The 19,824-nt window shown below is 37.7% G+C and carries 18 protein-coding genes; 5 read left to right on the forward strand and 13 right to left on the reverse strand.

The window, feature by feature from the left end; all coding sequences use genetic code 11:
* Positions 1-54: 54 nt before the first annotated feature.
* From rpsS to ACZLXV_RS02355, 9 genes are all read right to left on the reverse strand, one after another.
* Positions 55-327: a 30S ribosomal protein S19 gene (gene rpsS / locus ACZLXV_RS02315; RefSeq protein WP_022224475.1), complete on the reverse strand. Its 273-nt coding sequence runs from the start codon at positions 325-327 to the stop codon at positions 55-57.
* A 121-nt stretch (positions 328-448) separates the two neighbouring features.
* Positions 449-1,294 (reverse strand): 50S ribosomal protein L2, encoded by an 846-nt coding sequence (gene rplB, locus ACZLXV_RS02320; protein ID WP_022014861.1) that lies wholly within the window; start codon positions 1,292-1,294, stop codon positions 449-451.
* Positions 1,295-1,394: 100 nt separating this feature from the next.
* The gene (gene rplW / locus ACZLXV_RS02325) at positions 1,395-1,694 is read right to left on the reverse strand and encodes a 50S ribosomal protein L23 (RefSeq protein ID WP_022014860.1); all 300 of its coding nucleotides are present in this window, start codon (positions 1,692-1,694) and stop codon (positions 1,395-1,397) included.
* Positions 1,694-2,317 (reverse strand): 50S ribosomal protein L4, encoded by a 624-nt coding sequence (gene rplD, locus ACZLXV_RS02330; protein ID WP_022224474.1) that lies wholly within the window; start codon positions 2,315-2,317, stop codon positions 1,694-1,696. The genes rplW and rplD overlap by 1 nt, the downstream gene beginning before the upstream one ends.
* A 26-nt stretch (positions 2,318-2,343) precedes the next feature.
* Entirely contained in the window at positions 2,344-3,027 is a 684-nt protein-coding gene (gene rplC, locus ACZLXV_RS02335) for a 50S ribosomal protein L3 (RefSeq protein ID WP_367335967.1), read from the reverse strand.
* Between the two features lie 181 nt (positions 3,028-3,208).
* Positions 3,209-3,526 (reverse strand): 30S ribosomal protein S10, encoded by a 318-nt coding sequence (rpsJ, locus tag ACZLXV_RS02340; RefSeq protein ID WP_022014857.1) that lies wholly within the window; start codon positions 3,524-3,526, stop codon positions 3,209-3,211.
* A 441-nt stretch (positions 3,527-3,967) separates the two neighbouring features.
* Positions 3,968-4,243, reverse strand: coding sequence for a septation regulator SpoVG (gene spoVG, locus ACZLXV_RS02345; RefSeq protein WP_022223686.1), 276 nt, complete (start codon positions 4,241-4,243; stop codon positions 3,968-3,970).
* Positions 4,244-4,350: 107 nt separating this feature from the next.
* Positions 4,351-5,472, reverse strand: coding sequence for a glucose-1-phosphate adenylyltransferase subunit GlgD (gene glgD, locus ACZLXV_RS02350; RefSeq protein WP_482382366.1), 1,122 nt, complete (start codon positions 5,470-5,472; stop codon positions 4,351-4,353).
* Positions 5,469-6,743, reverse strand: a complete 1,275-nt coding sequence (locus ACZLXV_RS02355) for a glucose-1-phosphate adenylyltransferase (RefSeq protein ID WP_482382367.1) — start codon at positions 6,741-6,743, stop codon at positions 5,469-5,471. The genes glgD and ACZLXV_RS02355 overlap by 4 nt, the downstream gene beginning before the upstream one ends.
* Positions 6,744-7,223: 480 nt before the next feature.
* Between ACZLXV_RS02355 and murC the strand changes: the two genes are divergently transcribed.
* The 4 genes from murC to ACZLXV_RS02375 all read left to right on the forward strand — a co-directional run bounded on the left by murC (position 7,224) and on the right by ACZLXV_RS02375 (position 12,278).
* Entirely contained in the window at positions 7,224-8,606 is a 1,383-nt protein-coding gene (gene murC / locus ACZLXV_RS02360; protein ID WP_482382368.1) for a UDP-N-acetylmuramate--L-alanine ligase, read from the forward strand.
* A 275-nt stretch (positions 8,607-8,881) separates the two neighbouring features.
* A complete protein-coding gene (locus ACZLXV_RS02365; RefSeq protein WP_482382369.1) occupies positions 8,882-10,006 on the forward strand; it encodes a DnaD domain protein in 1,125 nt (374 codons plus the stop codon).
* A gap of 50 nt (positions 10,007-10,056) precedes the next feature.
* Positions 10,057-11,049, forward strand: a complete 993-nt coding sequence (locus ACZLXV_RS02370) for an ATP-binding protein (RefSeq protein WP_367335972.1) — start codon at positions 10,057-10,059, stop codon at positions 11,047-11,049.
* A 56-nt stretch (positions 11,050-11,105) separates the two neighbouring features.
* Positions 11,106-12,278, forward strand: a complete 1,173-nt coding sequence (locus ACZLXV_RS02375) for a ribose-phosphate pyrophosphokinase (RefSeq protein WP_367335973.1) — start codon at positions 11,106-11,108, stop codon at positions 12,276-12,278.
* A gap of 542 nt (positions 12,279-12,820) precedes the next feature.
* Here the strand turns inward: ACZLXV_RS02375 and ACZLXV_RS02380 are convergent.
* Genes ACZLXV_RS02380 through ACZLXV_RS02390 form a run of 3 tightly spaced genes read right to left on the reverse strand, consistent with a single transcriptional unit; the run spans position 12,821 to position 15,363 of the window.
* Entirely contained in the window at positions 12,821-13,960 is a 1,140-nt protein-coding gene (locus ACZLXV_RS02380; RefSeq protein WP_482382370.1) for a carbohydrate-binding domain-containing protein, read from the reverse strand.
* A 19-nt stretch (positions 13,961-13,979) separates the two neighbouring features.
* Positions 13,980-14,654, reverse strand: coding sequence for a DUF4956 domain-containing protein (locus ACZLXV_RS02385; protein ID WP_022223694.1), 675 nt, complete (start codon positions 14,652-14,654; stop codon positions 13,980-13,982).
* Positions 14,647-15,363 (reverse strand): polyphosphate polymerase domain-containing protein, encoded by a 717-nt coding sequence (locus ACZLXV_RS02390; RefSeq protein ID WP_482382371.1) that lies wholly within the window; start codon positions 15,361-15,363, stop codon positions 14,647-14,649. The genes ACZLXV_RS02385 and ACZLXV_RS02390 overlap by 8 nt, the downstream gene beginning before the upstream one ends.
* A 440-nt stretch (positions 15,364-15,803) precedes the next feature.
* Here ACZLXV_RS02390 and ACZLXV_RS02395 point away from each other — a divergent pair, with 440 nt between their 5' ends.
* A complete protein-coding gene (locus tag ACZLXV_RS02395) occupies positions 15,804-16,124 on the forward strand; it encodes a PadR family transcriptional regulator (protein ID WP_022223696.1) in 321 nt (106 codons plus the stop codon).
* A 123-nt stretch (positions 16,125-16,247) separates the two neighbouring features.
* Here ACZLXV_RS02395 and ileS read toward each other — a convergent pair whose 3' ends face one another.
* Complete coding sequence (gene ileS, locus ACZLXV_RS02400) at positions 16,248-19,409, reverse strand: isoleucine--tRNA ligase (protein WP_482382372.1); 3,162 nt, start codon at positions 19,407-19,409, stop codon at positions 16,248-16,250.
* Positions 19,410-19,824 lie beyond the last annotated feature (415 nt).

Genomic DNA, 19,824 nt, shown 5'->3' on the forward strand with positions numbered 1-19,824 from the left:
TCTGTGAAATTGCTACGGTGGCCTTTGCCACACATAGCATCATCAATTTATATATTATCTCTTCTTTTCGTCTTTACCATGACCTCTGTAAGTTCTTGTAGAAACGAACTCGCCGAGTTTGTGTCCAACCATATCCTCTGTAACATAAACAGGTACATGCTTTCTTCCATCATGTACTGCGAATGTCAAACCTACGAATGATGGGTAAATAGTGGAACGACGAGACCATGTCTTAATAACCTGCGTGTCACCTGATGCTACCTGAGCATCTACCTTCTTAAGAAGGCTGGCATCAGCAAAAGGTCCTTTTTTTAATGAACGTGCCATTGTATCCTCCATTCTGCCGGTATAATGATCACCGGCTAATCCAATTCAACTCATGTGGCTGCCTGTTAAATAAATTATTTAGCTAAGGCTGAAGCCTTACTTCAACATTTCTCAGCTTATATTATTTAGCTAAGGCTTTACCATCTCTTCTTCTAACAATCATCTTATTTGACTTGTTGTTCTTCTTACGTGTCTTAAGACCAAGAGCAGGTTTACCCCAAGGAGTACATGGACCCGGACGTCCGACACTAGTCTTACCTTCACCACCACCGTGTGGATGATCGTTAGGGTTCATAACAGAACCACGAACTGTAGGTCTGATACCCATGTTACGTTTACGTCCTGCTTTACCGATATTTACAAGTGCATGCTCACCGTTTCCGATAACACCGATTGTTGCACGGGCACCGATTGGTACCATTCTCATTTCGCCTGAAGGAAGTCTGAGTGTTGCATACTTTCCTTCTTTAGCCATAAGCTGTGCACTGTTTCCAGCTGCACGTACAAGCTGTCCACCCTTACCAGGCATAAGCTCAATGTTGTGAATCTGTGTACCTACTGGAATATTCTCAAGTGGGAGACAGTTTCCAACTGCGATCTCAGCATCAGCACCATTCATAACTTTCTGTCCAACCTTAAGTCCTTCTGGAGCAAGGATGTAAGCTTTCTGACCATCAGCATATGCGATAAGTGCAATGTTTGCTGTTCTGTTTGGATCATACTCAATACTCTTTACTGTTGCTGGAACACCATCTTTATTTCTCTTAAAATCAATGATTCTGTATTTTCTCTTTGAACCGCCACCGCGATGTCTTACAGTAATCTTACCCTGAGCATTACGACCAGCGTTCTTCTTCAATGACACTGTGAGTGACTTCTCAGGTGCAGCTGTTGAAAGCTCTGTTCTGTCAACAACTGTCATGTGTCTTCTAGAAGGTGTATATGGGTTAAATGATTTAATTCCCATGACATTTTCTCCTTTCAATACTCATTATAAAATGATTCGCGCGATAGGTTTTCCACGCGATATTTCCGACCTTTGGATTCTTTATCTCAAAAGCTGTATTTTACAGACCTTCAAAGATTTCGATATCCTTGCTATCCTCTGTCAACTTAACAATAGCTTTCTTAGACTTAGCAGTCTTTCCAACTGTTCTGCCACGACGACGTGTCTTTCCGTCTAAGTTCATTGTATTGACCTTAGCAACCTTTGTTCCCTCAAAAAGCTTTTCAACAGCTTCTTTAATCTGAGCCTTTGTTGCTTCTGTGTGTACAGCGAAAGTGTACTTTTTCTCTTCCATAGCTGTCATAGATTTCTCTGTGATGATAGGCTTCTGGATGATATCATAATACTTTAAATCTGCCATTATGCGTACACCTCCTCAATTTTAGCTACAGCACTCTTTGTAAGAATAACTGTCTCATATTTCATAATGTCGTATACATTGATTGCATTTACAGGAATTGTTCTAACTCCTTCAATGTTTCTTGCTGAAACTGCAACATTTGCATTGTCCTCACCATCAAGGATTACAAGTGCTTTGTTTACTTTTAATGCATCAAGTACAGCAACCATTTTCTTTGTCTTAATCTCATCAAATTTAAGAGAATCTAATACGAAGAATTTTTCCTCGTTTACTCTTGTTGTCAAAGCAGACTTAATTGCTCCTGCTTTCTCTTTCTTGTTCATCTTGAAAGAGTAATCTCTAGGAGTTGGAGCGAAAACGATTCCGCCGCCTGTCCACTGTGGAGCTCTTGTAGAACCCTGTCTTGCATGACCTGTTCCCTTCTGTCTCCAAGGCTTTCTTCCACCGCCTCTGACCTCTGAACGAGTCTTAGCTTTCTGTGTGCCCTGACGTTTATTTGCAAGCTGTAAAACAACAGCCATATGCATTAAATGTTCATTAACTTTTGCAGCGAATACGTTGTCATTTAAATCCATCTTGCCAACTTCGCTACCTTCCATATTATAAACAGATACGTTAGCCATCTGTGTTTTCCTCCTTTCTAAAAGAATTATTTAGAAGCTTTAACGCTTTCCTTTAATACTACACAAGCTTTCTTAGGTCCCGGAACAGCACCCTTAACTAAGATTAAGTTCTGCTCTGCATCAACCTTAACAATCTCAAGGTTCTGAATTGTAACTTTAACTGAACCCATCTGACCAGGCATCTTCTTACCCTTGAATACACGGCTTGGATCTGAACAAGCTCCGTTTGAACCAGCATGTCTGTGGAACTTAGAACCATGTCCCATAGGTCCTCTGTGAAGACCATGTCTCTTGATTGCGCCCTGGAATCCTTTACCTTTTGAAGTTCCTGTTGCATCAATCTTGTCGCCTGCTTCAAAGATATCAGCCTTGATTTCCTGACCGAGTGTGTACTCTTCAGCGTTCTCAAACTTGAATTCTTTCAGATATCTCTTTCCAGAAACACCAGCTTTTGCAAAATGTCCCTGTAATGGCTTATTAACACCATGACTTCTCTTGATTTCTTTTTTACCTGCGGCATCTTTTGTGATAACTTTATCTTTCTTATCAACAAAACCTACCTGAACTGCACTGTATCCGTCATTGTCAACTGTCTTTACCTGTGTTACATAGCAAGGACCAGCCTGAAGTACAGTGACTGGAGTTAAAACTCCGTTTTCATTAAAGATCTGTGTCATACCGACCTTTGTAGCTAAAATAGCTTTCTTCATTGTTTTGCACCTCCTGTTAATCTACAGCGGATTTCAATTCTTCTTATTATATAAGATTGAAATCATCCTAGATGGTCTATAATGTGCAAGTTCGTAAACCAAAAACTCGAACCGCATATTACGCGATTTATATATAAACCCTAAGGACTTACTCATTTTTAAATAGTAATAATTCTCAGAATTATTTTTCTTTCATTTTAAGATTGACTGCTACGCCAGAAGGAATATCCATCTTTGTAAGAGCTTCGATAGTCTTCTGTGTAGGAGCGATAACATCAATCAGTCTCTTATGAGTTCTCTGCTCGAACTGCTCTCTGGAATCTTTATACTTATGAACAGCACGAAGAATTGTAACTACTTCCTTCTTTGTTGGAAGAGGTACAGGACCACTTACCTTTGCCCCGTTTTTCTTCAATGTCTCAATAATCTTTCCAGCAGCATGATCGATCTGATTGTGGTCATACGCTTTAAGTGTAATTCTCATTACATTTGTTGCCATAAAAAAAGCCGCCTCCTTTTCGCACTTTTGCAGACATACTGATCTGGCTTTTCGCCAAGTCTGCTAATTTCAGCGGAACAAGTGGTGACTGTACACTTATCCGGGTGTTTCCTGCTATGGTTTACAATTAAGCCGCAGAAATCCCGCCTTATCTAAATATGTATCCTAATGTTACATATACAGATATCAAATTGTTGTACAGTGACTTGTCGCCAGTTTCCTAACTTGACATTCGCTCCACGGAAAACCTGCCGTTATCGGCAGCAACCTCACGCTTCATCGCTATCAATGTCACAGCAGTTGCTAGTATACACTGTTTCTAGTTCTTTTGCAAGTATTTTTGCACTTTTTTATTTATTTTTTCGTTTTTCTCCATAATGCACAAAAAGCACCGTTTTTTCGCGATGCTTTTAGTAATTTTCACTTCAATCACTATTTAATTTATTCCGCTGTGTCGTTCTCTTTAACTGCTTCCTCATACTTTTCAAGTATCTCTTTCTGAAGCTTATCACGCATTTCAGAATTTATAGGATGAGCTATATCACGATACTCTCCGTCTCCTGAACGTCTGCTCGGCATCGCAATAAACAATCCTTTCTCCCCCTCAATGACTTTTATGTCATGAACAACAAATATCTCATCAAATGTAACTGAGACAACTGCTTTCATTTTTCCTTCTTTTGTAATCTTGCGCACTCTTATGTCAGTTATCTGCACGTTATAACCTCCTTCGGCTGTAATAAATAATAAATTTTAGTCTGAAAACTTACAACACACCATGGCAAAATGCCATGATGTGTCTAACTTTCTACCTATTATAATGATTATAATGCATATCTCTCATTTTTTTCAATAACTATTTTCACCTGTCCGGTTTCACCTATATAATTGGTGTTGGCTCTTATCGTATCTCTACTCTCAACTATACAGTTTTCAATATGTGTATTGTCTCCTATATATACATCGTTTAAGATAATCGAATTTTTAATTGTACAATTGTTTCCAACATATACTTTCTTAAACAAGATTGAATTCTCTACAGAACCGTTTATTATACATCCGCTTGAAAGAAGACTGTTTTTAACACTTGAGCCAAGATTGTACTTAACCGGAGGTAAATCTTCTACTTTTGAATATATATCAGGATACTGTCTGAAGAAATAATCCCTGACATCTTTTTTAAGGAAGTCCATGTTTGTATTATAATAGGAATCAACTGATGCTATGTTGCTCCAATATGTATCCATTTTATATGCATAAATCTTTTTTATGTTCTTGTATCTGATAAGAATGTCTGTTACAAAATCATGTCTTTCTTCTTCGGCAGCTTTTTCAATAAGTTCTATGAGCTGACGTCTTCTTATGACATATATTCCTGTCGAAACCTGATGACCGTCTGTTGTGATCGGCTTCTCCTCAAAATCAGTAACTCTTCCGTCTGCATCTGTCTTTATCACACCAAATCTGCTTGGGTCGTCTCTCTCATCAACCGTTGATGTAACAATAGTAACATCTGCCTTTTTAGCAATATGGTACTCAAGCACTTTCGCATAATCCATCTTATATATACCATCTCCTGATGCTATAACTACATATGGTTCATGACTTGATTTCAAGAAATCGATATTCTGCGCAATGGCATCTGCCGTTCCTCTGTACCAATAGCTGTTGCTCGGTGTGGTAGTCGGTGTAAATACATACAATCCACCCTGTTTACGTCCAAAATCCCACCATTTTGATGAGTTAAGATGTTCGTTGAGTGATTTTGCATTGTACTGTGTAAATACAGCTACTTTCTGTATATGTGAATTGCTCATATTGCTAAGAACAAAATCAATGCTTCTAAATCCACCGGCTATAGGCATAGCTGCCACAGCTCTCTTATTGGATAATTCTTTCATTCTGCTGCTGTTTCCTCCAGCAAGCACTATTCCTATTGCTCTCATACCTTATCACCTGCCTTAATCAAAGTTTCGCCACTGTCGAGTAATCCGTTCGGATAATCACTAAGTTCAGTTTTTCCTGATATTGCTGTGTTCTTTCCTATACTTACACCGTCAGGGATAACACTGTCCTCTCCGATGGTACAAAGTCCAAACGCATATACGTCAGGTTTGTAATTGTTCGGTTTTTCTTCACCGACACCAAGTTTGCAATTCTTTCCTACTTTTACACTTTCGGCTATAATCGACTTATCTATAACCGTTCCCTCATCTATATAAGAAGAACCCATAATAATCGAATCTCTGACAACTGCTCCCGGCGCAATATAAACACCTGAGCCGATAACTGAATTGCTGACTTCACCGTATATCTCCGACGCTTCGCCTATAATAGCTCTGTCGATTGAAGCCTCTTCTGCGATAAACTGTGGCGGAATCTTATCACTCTTTGTATAAATCTTCCAATACTCCTCGTAAAGGTTGAATACAGGAATAAGGTCGATAAGTTCCATATTGGCTTCCCAATATGCTCCAAGCGTTCCGACATCTTTCCAATAACCATTGTACTCATATGCAAAGATACGCTTGTCCTGCTCGTGGCAATAAGGAATGATATGTTTACCGAAATCACATGCCGGCTGGTCTTTTAACTTTATGAGAGCATCTCTAAGAACCGGCCATGAGAATATGTAAATACCCATCGAAGCAAGATTGCTTCTTGGATGTTCAGGTTTTTCTTCAAACTCCCGAATCCTTCCGTTGTCATCTGTTATCACTACACCAAATCTGCTCGCTTCTTCAATAGGAACCGGAATCGTTGCAAGTGTGACATCTGCTTTATTTGCCTTGTGGAAGTCAAGCATGACCTCATAATCCATCTTATAGATATGGTCTCCACCAAGGATAAGTACATAGTCAGGATTATAATACTCCATATATTTTAAGTTCTGATATATAGCATTTGCTGTTCCTGTATACCACTCACTGCTTGCACTCTTCTCGTAAGGCGGCAGTATTGAAACACCACCTACATTTCTATCCAAATCCCACGGAATACCTATTCCGATATGTGTGTTCAGCCTAAGCGGCTGATATTGTGTCAAAACACCTACTGTATCTACTCCTGAATTGATACAGTTACTGAGTGGAAAATCAATAATTCTATACTTTCCTCCAAAGGCAACTGCCGGTTTCGCAACGTCAGCGGTAAGGACGCCAAGGCGGGAACCCTGTCCTCCCGCTAATAACATAGCTATCATTTCTTTCTTAATCACACTATCACCCCTTTTATATTTATTCGTTTGAAATTTATATATATACAGTCATGTACTGCCTGTCCCGAATATGAACATATGACCATTTACAAAATTTCTAACAGGTATACCATATGCCTCAATTTAATGTGACAATATAGTATATTCATCTAATGTGCTTTTTATTATAACACAACATGAACAAAATGTGAACAAATATAACAAATTTTTCAGACATTTTTTTGTTATTTTTGCCAAATTTTACACAAAAATACTGCTTTCACGCCGTTAATACACTATATATACGGACTGCAATATTTTTACTCAATATTTTGTATTCATATAGAAATTATGAACTGTGTTCATATTCCAGTGAAACATTATTTTAATTACAAATAATTTATATTTTTGTTACATTTTCATTTTACAATTGTATTTTTCCAGCCAATGTTTATAATATAATGAGTAATAACTTATTAAAACAGATAGGACGGTGGCATTATGTACCAAATAAATCTTAATAATCCATGCAAAGTATTTTTCATAGGCATCGGTGGAATCAGTATGAGCGGTTTTGCTCAGCTGCTCCATGAAAATAATTTCAATGTCTGTGGTTCAGATATAAAAGAAAGCAAAATCACAAAGCATCTCGAAAGCACAGGTATAAATATTATATACGGACAGAAAACAGAAAATATCACTGATGACATTGACCTGGTTGTCTATACAGCGGCTATTCACCCTGACAATCCTGAATTTATCCGTGCCAAAGAACTCGGCATTCCTATGATGGAGAGAGCTGAGATGGTAGGTCAGGTCATGAAGAACTACCCAAATGCAATCGGCATTTCAGGAACACACGGAAAAACCACTACAACTTCCATGCTGTCACAGATTTTTCTTGCGGCAAAAAAAGACCCTACAATCTCCGTAGGCGGTATTCTTGACGCTATAGGCGGAAACATCCGCATAGGCCATTCAGAAAACTTTATCACTGAAGCATGTGAGTACACAAACAGTTTTCTTAAATTTCATCCTACTGCCGGAATTATCCTGAATGTAGACGCCGACCACCTTGACTTTTTCAAGGATATAGATGACATAAGACATTCATTCCGAAAATTTGCGGAACTCATACCTGAAAACGGTGTTCTTGTCATAAACAAACATATTGACAAATTAAACGAGATTATAGACGGTCTGCCATGCAAGGTCATCACTTTCGGACTTGAACAGGATTGTGACTATGCGGCTGCTGATATTTCTTTTGACGAAAAAGGACATGGCTGCTATACACTTGTAAGAAACGGTCAGAAAACAGATATGCAGGTAAAACTTAATGTAGTAGGAAAACATAACATATCAAATTCTTTAGCGGCAATCGCATTATCCGAATATTACGGAATAGACGAAGCTTCTATTTTAAGCGGACTCTCAGATTTTGTCGGAACTGAACGCCGCTTTGAACTTAAAGGTACATTCAACGGTGTAACTGTTATTGATGATTATGCACATCATCCAACTGAGATTACAGCTACACTTACAGCGGCTCAAAAATATCCACACAAACACCTCTGGTGTGTATTCCAGCCGCACACATACAGCAGAACAAGAGCACTTCTCAAAGAATTTGCTGCCGCACTCTCAAATGCTGAAAACATCGTCCTCGCCGATATATATGCAGCAAGAGAGCAGGACCCGGGAGATATTTCATCAAAAACACTTCAGGATGAACTTGCTAAACTCGGAAAAAAGGCGTACTATTTTCCATCTTTTGAGGAAATTGAAAAATTTTTACAGGAAAAATGTATCGACGGTGACTTGTTGATAACTATGGGTGCCGGAAATGTAGTAACCATAGGCGAATCACTCGTTCAAAAATAGTTATCCACATTATCCACAATTGATTGTTGATAATTCTTCACAATCCATTGTGGATATTTTTATGTTTTATATTACACTTAAACATGCTATTTTAAGCCATTTAAAACTTTTTTCCACATTTTCAACATTATCCACATTTTTTTAATAGACATAACTGTTTTCAAGCTATGACTTGAAACATTTTTAAAACATGCTAAAATACATTTACGGTGGACTTAATAACACATAAGATTTCAAAACATACAAAAATACAGAAATGAGGATTATAAATTATAATGGAAAATGTTTTATCATGTACCGGATATATTCAACAGAATACAGTGATAAGCAATGCATTCATTGAACATTTTATGTTGGATGCAAACGGCAGTTATGTAAAGGTATATCTATATCTGTCAAAATGTATACAGTCCGGCGGCATCGACATTTCCATACCATTTCTTGCAGATAAAACAGACAGCACTGAAAGAGATATTATTCGTGCTTTGCAGCATTGGGAAAAAAAGGGACTTATAAAGATTACTCTTGACAATGTCACCGAACAGATTTCTTCTATTCAGATGCTTAACCCCGACGATGTCTATCAAGCTGCAAAATCAGCTTCATATATTGATGATACCGCCGAAGACATTGCAAGCACATCACAGATTCCTTTTTCATCCAAAGAAAAGAAATCTGACTCTGTCAATTCTGTTTCCGTATCTGCCGAACAAAGAAAAGAATTAGCAGCAAATCAGGATTTTCAATTTGCGCTTCAGGCAATCCAGTCATTTCTTGAACGTCCTTTTAAGTCAAATGAAATTGAACTTATATCATATCTTTATGGTACGCTGCATTTCTCATCCGAATTATTGATTCATCTATATGACTATTGTATTTCACTCGGAAAAAGCAACTCAAATTATATACAGGCAGTTGCACTTTCATGGCACGAACAGGGTGTAAAATCACCCGAAGATGCCAAAAAAGTTACTACCGATTACAATACAGCATACACTGCCATATCAAAAGCTTTCGGACTTGGCAGACCGCTTGCTATCATAGAAAAGCAGTTCGTTGAACGCTGGCAGAAAGAATGGATGATTGATTTAAGTGTAATAATAGAAGCATGCAACCGAACGATGCTCAAAATACAGAAAGCTGATTTTAAATATGCCGAGGGAATACTCGACAACTGGCATAAGTCTGGCATAAAAACTTTGCTTGATGTTGAAAAAGCCGACGAGATATATGCTAAACATAAATCCGAGAAAAGCAATAACAGCCAGAAAAATTACAGATACAACGCAAACAATTCAGGCGGCAGCTATATAAAAAAGAACCAGTTTAATACTTTCCAGCAAAGAGATACTTCTCACGCTGAGATAAGTGAACTGGAGAGAAAACTGCTAAACAGGTAAACAAATCTAAACAGACAAATGACTGCTGATTTAAATACGGAGGGAGATTTATGGGATTATCAAACACTCAATATCGTGATATTATGTATAAGTATGACCAGCTGCGTTTAAAAAATAAACGCCTTGTTGCTTCGAGATATGAGAAGCTCTATGAAAAAATTCCGGAATTGAGGAATATTCAAAACGAAATCATCAATCTCTCTACCAATCAGGCACGCATGGAGCTTTTAAACCCTGACGAAAAGCTTGACGAAAAAGCTTACCGTGCAAAAAAAGACGAACTTATCAATAAAAAGACAGAATTACTGCTGGCAAACGGTTATCCCGCAGATTTTCTATCACCGATTTATTCATGTAAAGACTGTAAAGACACCGGCTACATAGACAACAAACCATGCCACTGTCTTAAACAGTACGAGATTACCTCGTTATACAAAAATTCAAATCTTGCTGATATACTTGAAAAAGAAAATTTTGATACATTCAATCCAACTTTTTATGATAACAAGCATATTGTCGAAAATTTATCACTTACGGCTAGAGAAAATATTCTCAGAGTCAAAGCGGTTTGTCTGGATTTTGTCAAACATTTTGATACAGCATACGACAATCTTATATTTTACGGCGAGACAGGTGTCGGAAAAACTTTCCTCACGCACTGCATTGCAAAGGAGCTCTTAGACACCTCGCATACCGTTGTATACTTGACTTCTTTACAGCTTTTTGATATTTTAGAAAAAAATAAGTTCTACAAAACCGATGAATATTTAAACAACGAACAAATCTCATATATTCTAAACTGTGAACTGCTCATCATTGATGATCTTGGCACAGAACTTGCAAATGGTTTTACAACATCACAGTTGTATTATTTTATAGAAGAAAGACATATGAATCAGAAATCAACAATTATTTCAACCAATCTCTCATTTCAAGAACTGAGAGAACGGTACAGTGAGCGTATTTTTTCACGTTTTACCGGATATTATAACTTTTATATGATTGCCGGTGATGACATACGCATTAAAATTGCTATCTCTTAACCTTGGAAAATATTTTATTTTCCTTTATCCAAATACATTATGGAGGACAAACTATTATGAAACGACATGACAAATTAGCTGAAACAATCCCTTATGGTACTCTTGGCATTCTTGCCCTTGAGAGCAGTAGAGATATGGGAAAAAAAGTCAATGACTATATTGTTGACTGGAGAAACGACAGAGCTGCAAAACATGCAACTGCCGCTTCTTTCGCCGGATACAACAGAGAGTCATTCATAATCGACTCTGCATGCCCTAGATTTGGTTCAGGTGAGGCAAAAGGTATCATCAGGGAGTCAGTTAGAGGTCAGGACTTATATCTCTTGGTAGATGTATGTAATTACAATTTAACTTACACTGTATGCGGTCAGACAAATCATATGTCTCCTGATGACCATTATCAGGACTTAAAGCGTATTATTGCTGCCGTCGGTGGAAAAGCAAGAAGAATCACTGTTATAATGCCTTTCTTATATGAAAGCCGTCAGCACAGAAGAAGTGCCCGCGAATCTTTGGATTGTGCTCTTGCCCTTCAGGAGCTTACACAGATGGGCGTTGAAAGCATTATCACATTTGATGCACATGACCCTCGTGTACAGAATGCAATTCCTTTAAAGAGTTTTGAAACAGTTCAGCCGACATATCAGTTCATTAAAGCACTTCTTAAAAATGTTGATGACCTCAAAATCGACACTGACCATCTTATGGTTATCAGTCCTGATGAGGGAGCTATGGGACGTGCCGTTTACTATGCAAATGTTCTTGGTATTGATATTGGAATGTTCTACAAACGCCGTGATTACAGCAAGATTGTTGACGGAAGAAATCCTATTATCGCACATGAATTTCTCGGCTCAGACCTTGAAGGAAAAGATGTTATTATCATCGACGATATGATTTCTTCAGGCGAAAGCATGATAGATGTTGCAACTGAATTAAAAAGAAGAAAAGCTAATCGTATATTTGTTGCAGCTACATTTGGTCTTTTCACAAATGGAATGGAAAAATTTGATGAGGCTCATGAAAAAGGACTTATCGATAAGGTTCTTACAACAAACCTTGTATATCAGCCTGAGGAAGTTCTCAAAAGAGATTACTATATAAATGTTGATATGAGCAAATATGTAGCACTCCTTATTGATACTCTCAATCATGACCAGTCAATCAGCGACCTTTTAAATCCGACAGAACGCATTCAGGCAGTTCTCAAAAAATACGGTCAGATTTAATAACTTATAACATGTGCAAAGTACATGCACAAAAAAGCCTTTCTTTAAAAACACCGACAAAAAATACCTGTTTTGTCGGTGTTTTTTTAGATTTTGTTTAGAATTAAGCTCTGTTTTTCACAATCACTTCATAAATGAAACACAAAAGGAACACAATTCCTTTGTATAATGTATTCATAAACATAAATGAAGCGGGTGAGGAAAACAAAGGTAGGAATTACCGAGTGAGATGATTCTTATTTTTGTCACCTGTTTCGACAAAAATATTTTAGCTTATTGACTTATGTTTGAGATAGATTCTTTTTCATTTTTTTCATTTAGGTCTGTAGTAGCTCCCTCTGCTGCAGACCAACTCCTTTTTGTACCGTACTTAAAATATTAAGTACACAATTTTTTTACATTATTTTTTCATGAACCGACAGTAAAAACTATCGGTTCAATCCTCTTTTTTCTTTAAAGACAAAAACAGCCTTACCGATTTGGTAAGGCTGTTTTTGTTTTGTGTTTAATTTATCTGTATCATTTTATTTGCATGCTTCACTTTAAAGATTTATATTAGATGCAATGTTTTTACTCTCTGCTTTAACCTTTTTCTTTTTGGATGAAATCGAAATGTTAACCGAAGACTTAATGCTCAATGTCTTTTTTGCTCTTATTCCGTGATCCGCTGTACTTGTAAGGCTTAAAGTTCCGTCAGTTATATTTACATTGGCACTCGCATGAATACAATCACCGTATGAATTTATGCTTATCTTGCCACCTGATATGTTTATATCCGCAGAAACAGCAGTTTTACCGTTTTTTCCTGAACGTCCTGCCGCAATACCTCTGAAATCTTCAAACTTTGTATTTGAACTTTTTCTTGTTTTTATACTTATACTTCCTTTTTTAACTGTTACACCGCTTCTTCCTTGAATGCCTTTGTCAACAGCATCTACAAGTACGCTTCCGCCATCTACCGTAACTTTTTGCGATGCCTTTATTCCAGTGTCTGATGAAGTCACCGATATATCTCCGCCGCTGATATTTACATTATCTGCATGTATTCCACTGTTTTTCGATGTAATAAATATATTTCCTGATGTGATACTTATATCTTTTTTACTGTCTACGGCATTGCCGTTTGACGATGTATCTTTTACATTAAGACTGCCACTGCCCCATATTTTCAAATTTCCGTCACTCATGATAACTCCGTCGGGAGATATTTTTTTGCTTCCTGTCTTTCCTGTAACCTCCGGGAATGCAGACGGCCCCGTCAAGACATTTTTTGTTCCTTTCACAAGCTGTATATGCAGGCTGGCAGATTTTTTCGTGTTGTAAATACATGCTGTCTTTGAATTACTCATTGTAACCCCATTCAAACGGACAGTCACATTCAGTTGTCTCTTGTTCATAATAATTCTGTAAGAGCCAAAATTTCCCTTGAATGTATATGTGCCGCTTTGGTTAAGTGTGATTGTTTTATTTTTCTTTGATACTGCCACTTTTCCATTCGCTGTCGTAACAACAGCTTTGCCAATTTTTACAGTTGATATTTTCTTGTTTGCCGCTGACACATTTACCTTATCACAGGAATAACCTGTTGTAAGCGCTGACATAAAAACTGCTGCTGCAACTGACATTGCAAATATCTTCTTACCTTTACATTTTATTTCCCTAAATAATTTTTCTTTTCTCATAAAATCCCTCATTTCCGTTTTAAAGCTGTTCTGCCTGCTGTACAATCCGTCCACACACAACCGTAAGATTTCCGTTTCTGCATCTTATCGCATCAATAAATTCCTTTTCTTTACTATTATCTTTAAATTCTATGTAATAGTGAAGCTGATACATACTTCCCATATTTACGGTTTTAACATTTTGCATCTCAACTTTTTTCAGATACTTTTCAAAAATATCATCAAAAATTTCAGTATAGTCAAGATTTTCATAAATAGTTATCTTCAAGTTTCTCATATTTTCTTCGCCCTTAAAGAACGGAACTGCATATATGACAAGCATTACAACAACAATAAATGCCGTTATGAATGCGGCATATGTAATATAACCCATGCCCGTAGCAAGTCCTACCACCATGGCAAAAAATATATTGCTTATCTCTCTGCTTGTGCCCGGTATCGAGCGAAACCTCACAAGACTGAACGCCCCGACAATCGCCACTCCGGTTCCAAGATTTCCATTGACAAGCATTATAACTGTCTGAACCATAGCCGGCAGTATAACCAGCGAAACAAAAAAGTTTTTAGTTGTTTTTCCAGTAAATGCATAGCACAATGCTACCACAAATCCCAAAACCAATGAGACTCCCGTACATTTAACTGCAGTGCTAAATGTAAGCGAATTTGCCGTAAGATTTAAAATCGTATTAAACATAATCCCTCCACTTATGTATATTATTCTGCGTATATACAATTCCATATTTTGAAAAAGAAATCGGATATATCTCCAAGTTCTCCAAAAGTTTTATAAGCCAAAACGGATATGCCGCCGAAGCTTTTATCTCAAGCAGGACACTGTCATCCGTCATAATATACTCTCCATAATCGCCATGTGACATATCAAGGTCATCTGTGCGGTATCTTATATTAAAATCGAATGTGACACGAAGGTCACTGCCTTTCTTATCATATAATGCCACCCTGTCATATGCCAGATACACTTTCGGCTCAGGTTTATAAAATGACAAAACATAATCGAGTTCTCTAAGAATCTGAGTGTCAGCTTTTTCTATACAACCTGCTGTAACAGCCTTATATGCTTCTTCAAGTTTCATGGCTGCTCTGCGCTTATAAACAATTCCCCTGTATTTTTTCTTTAGTTCAAGATAAACCGTATCCCCGCTTTTTATATCACCATAACCCCGCAGTCTGATTTTCTCCTTATAAACAGGCTTTTCTATAGATTCCCGAATCATGTCATACTGCCCGGTATCATAATAAATGTTGTTTATGGTATCAAGACCAAATTCATCCACCTGCATGTGCCTGTCAACTTCCCCACGAAACTTCTCATACTTATCTCTTGTCAAAAGATACTTTTTTTCGTATCTCTTAAATGTCATAAGTACATTTTTTTCCGCCATATATGTATCTCCCCCCCTATCCTAAAAAATGCCAAAAAACAATCAATTCAACTTGTTTTTGACACATTTCCTTTACACTTTATTATACATAAATTTGTTTATAAAAACCATATCTAAAATTATTTTTAAGTAATTCTTAATAAAATATATAATGTTATTTTTGCTGTGACTGCTTTATCGCAGAGATATAAATAACTATTATTTATTACTATTGACTTTTGAACAATAGTTGTTATAATAACATCATAAACAAATTTTTGACACACAAGTTTGTGTCTGTGCACACTTGCACAAGCTTGATATGACAAACAGGAAAAATGTGTGCAGAAAAGAGGGAAAAGTGGTAATAGTGTGAAAAATCTATGATTTTTCACACGCAAGATTTGTGCTTGCGCACAAACTTGAGATGCCCTGAAAAGCGGGCAAGAATGGAGATTAATATGAATACAAAAATCAGTGCACAGATAAAAAAAGGCGTTCTTGAAATGTGCCTTCTGCACAAATTATCACAACAGGATTATTATGGCTACAATCTTATGCATGAAATGAATATTTTGTTTCCTGAAGTAAACAGCAGCACTTTTTATGCCATATTGCGCCGCTTAAAAAATGATGGTTTTGCTGACATTTATTATGGAAATGAGTCCGGTGGTCCTACAAGAAAATATTACAAGATAACCGATAATGGAAAAGAAACTCTTGCCGCCTACATTGAGGAATGGGAACAACTTAAATCCGTTGTCTCAGAACTCGGAATCTAAATTAATATATATTTACAATGCAATTTTATTAAATATATAACAAAAAAAATTGACATAATACACAACTTGTATAATGTCAATTTTTTTACGCTTTCGCTTTTAAATTCCCTGCTTTCGCTCGGTTTATAACTTCTCTACACCAAATGTAACTTTCTCGCCGTTGATGTTCCACTCTTTTTTGAATCCTACAGCTCCGTCATACTTAGTTTCATTTGCGAGAACTTCTGACTTAATCTGTTCTTCGTTCTTCTGTACAATACCAGCTATCTTTTCATTATCCTGCATTGACACACGGATATGATCCATTACTTCAAATCCTGCATCTTTACGCATTGTCTGAATTTTACTGATAACCTCACGGACAAATCCTTCCTCAATAAGTTCAGGTGTAAGGTTTGTATCAAGTACGACTGTTATTCCACGGTCTGTATCTGAAATATATCCTTCCATCTGTGCTGCCTCGATAAGAAGGTCGTCTTTTTCAAGAACTTCCTCATTTCCATCAACTGTAATAGTGAGGTTTCCTTTCTCATTGAGTTCTGCCATTGCTTTCTGACCGTCAAGTCCTGCAAGAATTTCTTTTACAGCATTAATCTGTTTTCCAAATCTGCGTCCGAGAGTTTTAAGCTGTGGCTTAAAGCTGTATGTTGTAAGCTCACTTACATCCTGTGTAAGAACTGCTTCCTTAACATTAAGCTCATCCTTAATGATATCCATATAAAATTCTGAAAGCTCTGTATCAGCTTTTACATACATCTTTCCGATTGGCTGGCGGTTCTTGATGTTTGCTGTATTACGGCATGCACGTCCGATTACAACTGCTTCAAGTACAGTCTCCATATCCTCTTCAAGCTTCTTATCGATATGCGCTTCATTTACCTCAGGGAAATCACAGAGATGTACACTTTCAGGTGCGCTTGCATCAAGTGTGCATACAAGGTTTCTGTAAATATCTTCTGTCATAAACGGAATCATAGGTGCTGCTGCCTTTGAGATTGTCACAAGTGCTGTATACAGTGTCATGTAAGCATTTATCTTATCCTGCTCCATGCCCTTTGCCCAGAATCTTTCACGACAACGTCTTACATACCAGTTACTCATCTCATCAACAAAGCTCTGAAGTGCTTTTGCAGTCTCAGGAATACGATATGCTGCAAGGTTTTCATCAACTTCCTTAACAGTGCTGTTAAGTCTTGATAAAAGCCATTTATCCATTACGGAAAGTTTATCATAATCAAGTGTATATTTTGTTGCATCAAATTCATCAATGTTCGCATAGAGTACGAAGAACGCATATGTGTTCCACAGTGTACCCATGAACTTACGCTGTCCTTCCTGAACTGCCTTGCCGTGGAAACGGTTTGGAAGCCAAGGAGCACTATTTATATAGAAATACCAGCGGATAGCATCTGCGCCATATTTATCAAGTGCATCAAACGGATCTACTGCATTTCCTTTTGACTTACTCATCTTCTGTCCGTTCTCATCCTGAACATGACCGAGCACGATAACATTCTCATAAGGAGCTTTGTTAAACAGAAGTGTTGATTCTGCCATAAGTGAATAGAACCATCCTCTTGTCTGATCTACTGCCTCAGAGATAAACTGTGCAGGGAACTGTGCCTCAAATAAGTCTTTATTTTCAAATGGATAATGATGCTGTGCAAATGGCATTGCTCCTGAATCAAACCAGCAGTCGATAACTTCCGGTACTCTCTTCATTGTCTTGCCACAGTCAGGACACTTAAATGTAACACCGTCAATATAAGGTCTGTGAAGTTCAACCTTTGCATCATCAGGATTTCCACTGCGCTCTGCGAGTTCTGCACGGCTTCCGATAGATTCCTGGTGACCACAGCCTTCACACTCCCAGATATTGAGTGGTGTTCCCCAATAACGGTTACGTGAAATACCCCAGTCCTGAATATTTTCAAGCCAGTTTCCGAAACGTCCCTTACCGATTGAATCAGGAATCCAGTTTACAGTATTGTTGTTGCGTACGAGGTCATCTCTTACCTCTGTCATCTTGATAAACCATGACTCTCTTGCATAGTAGATAAGCGGAGTATCACATCTCCAGCAGTGAGGATAATCATGCTCGAACTTAGGTGCTGCAAAAAGCTGTTTCTTTGCATCGAGGTCTTTTAATACCTCAGGGTCAGCTTTCTTTACGAAAAGACCTGCAAACGGTGTCTCTTCTGTCATCTCACCTTTTCCGTTTACGAACTGTACAAACGGAAGGTCATAGTTACGTCCTACATTCGCATCATCCTCACCAAATGCAGGTGCAATATGAACGATACCTGTACCATCTGACATAGTTACATATGTGTCACATGTAACGAAAAATCCCTTTTTGTGCTGCTTGTCTGCACATTCTTTAGCACATGCGTAGAGAGGCTCATACTCTTTGTTCTCAAGTTCTTTACCTGCAAATGTCTCAAGAACTTCGTATGCCTTTACTCCATTCTCCTCGTCTGCAAGTTTGCCGAGTACAGTGTCGAGAAGCGCCTGTGCCATATAGTATGTGTATCCGTCTGCTGCCTTTACTTTGCAATATGTCTCATCAGGGTTTACACAAAGTGCAACATTTGATGGAAGTGTCCAAGGTGTTGTCGTCCATGCAAGGAAATATGCATCCTCATCCTTAACCTTGAAACGTACTACTGCAGAACGTTCTTTGACAAGTTTATATCCCTGTGCAACCTCCTGTGATGAAAGAGGTGTTCCACAACGAGGACAGTAAGGAACAATCTTAAATCCTTTATATAAAAGTTTCTTGTTCCAGATTTCTTTTAATGCCCACCACTCTGACTCAATGAAGTTGTCATCGTATGTTACATATGGATTATCCATATCAGCCCAGAAACCTACTGTACCTGAGAAATCTTCCCACATACCTTTATATTTCCAAACTGACTCTTTACATTTCTTGATAAATGGCTCCATACCATACTCTTCAATCTGCTCTTTGCCGTCAAGACCGAGCATCTTTTCAACTTCAAGCTCTACAGGAAGACCATGTGTATCCCATCCTGCTTTACGAGGAACCATATAACCTTTCATAGTCTTATATCTAGGAATCATATCTTTGATAACTCGTGTAAGCACATGACCGATATGAGGTTTTCCGTTCGCTGTAGGAGGTCCGTCGTAGAATGTATAAGTAGGACAACCCTCTCTTGCTTTCATTGATTTTTCAAAAATCTGCTGGTTACGCCAGAATTTACCGACATTCTTCTCTCTGTCGACGAAATTTAAGTCGGTTGAAACTTTTTCGTACATAATCATTTTCCTTTCTTAAATAAATTAAAAAACGCTTCCATCCCCAAACAGGATGAAAGCATAAACTGTCATTAACCACCTATTCTGATGTACATCGTCTGCTCTAAATCCGCCACTGTTCACACCTATGGTATGACAACAGACAAAATCCCATACAAACAAGATACATGACCTATATAACGGTAGGAACCGGCTCAGTGTACTCACAACTGCTTTCCACCTGCAACTCAGGAGTGATATTCCCAATTTGTCAGATGTCCGTTTCTCACCATCACGGACTCACTGTACTCTTTCCCAAAAAGGTACTGTCTCCATCTCAGTCTTTAACATATGTGTTCATTTTATATTGCATTTTAAAAAAAGTCAAGAATAAGATGTTCACTTTGGCATCCATCTGTAACAGTTCAGCCTTTCA

The organism is Butyribacter sp. (assembly GCF_056818865.1).

Coding starts and splice junctions, on each gene's coding strand:
- murC (WP_482382368.1), top strand. CDS start 7,224: ATGTACCAAATAAATCTTAATAATCCATGCAAAGTATTTTTCATAGGC.
- ACZLXV_RS02365 (WP_482382369.1), top strand. CDS start 8,882: ATGGAAAATGTTTTATCATGTACCGGATATATTCAACAGAATACAGTG.
- rplC (WP_367335967.1), bottom strand. CDS start 3,027: ATGAAGAAAGCTATTTTAGCTACAAAGGTCGGTATGACACAGATCTTT.
- rpsJ (WP_022014857.1), bottom strand. CDS start 3,526: ATGGCAACAAATGTAATGAGAATTACACTTAAAGCGTATGACCACAAT.
- ACZLXV_RS02395 (WP_022223696.1), top strand. CDS start 15,804: ATGAATACAAAAATCAGTGCACAGATAAAAAAAGGCGTTCTTGAAATG.
- rpsS (WP_022224475.1), bottom strand. CDS start 327: ATGGCACGTTCATTAAAAAAAGGACCTTTTGCTGATGCCAGCCTTCTT.
- ACZLXV_RS02380 (WP_482382370.1), bottom strand. CDS start 13,960: ATGAGAAAAGAAAAATTATTTAGGGAAATAAAATGTAAAGGTAAGAAG.
- ileS (WP_482382372.1), bottom strand. CDS start 19,409: ATGTACGAAAAAGTTTCAACCGACTTAAATTTCGTCGACAGAGAGAAG.
- rplW (WP_022014860.1), bottom strand. CDS start 1,694: ATGGCAGATTTAAAGTATTATGATATCATCCAGAAGCCTATCATCACA.
- ACZLXV_RS02370 (WP_367335972.1), top strand. CDS start 10,057: ATGGGATTATCAAACACTCAATATCGTGATATTATGTATAAGTATGAC.
- rplB (WP_022014861.1), bottom strand. CDS start 1,294: ATGGGAATTAAATCATTTAACCCATATACACCTTCTAGAAGACACATG.
- ACZLXV_RS02375 (WP_367335973.1), top strand. CDS start 11,106: ATGAAACGACATGACAAATTAGCTGAAACAATCCCTTATGGTACTCTT.
- ACZLXV_RS02385 (WP_022223694.1), bottom strand. CDS start 14,654: ATGTTTAATACGATTTTAAATCTTACGGCAAATTCGCTTACATTTAGC.
- rplD (WP_022224474.1), bottom strand. CDS start 2,317: ATGGCTAACGTATCTGTTTATAATATGGAAGGTAGCGAAGTTGGCAAG.
- glgD (WP_482382366.1), bottom strand. CDS start 5,472: ATGAGAGCAATAGGAATAGTGCTTGCTGGAGGAAACAGCAGCAGAATG.
- ACZLXV_RS02390 (WP_482382371.1), bottom strand. CDS start 15,363: ATGGCGGAAAAAAATGTACTTATGACATTTAAGAGATACGAAAAAAAG.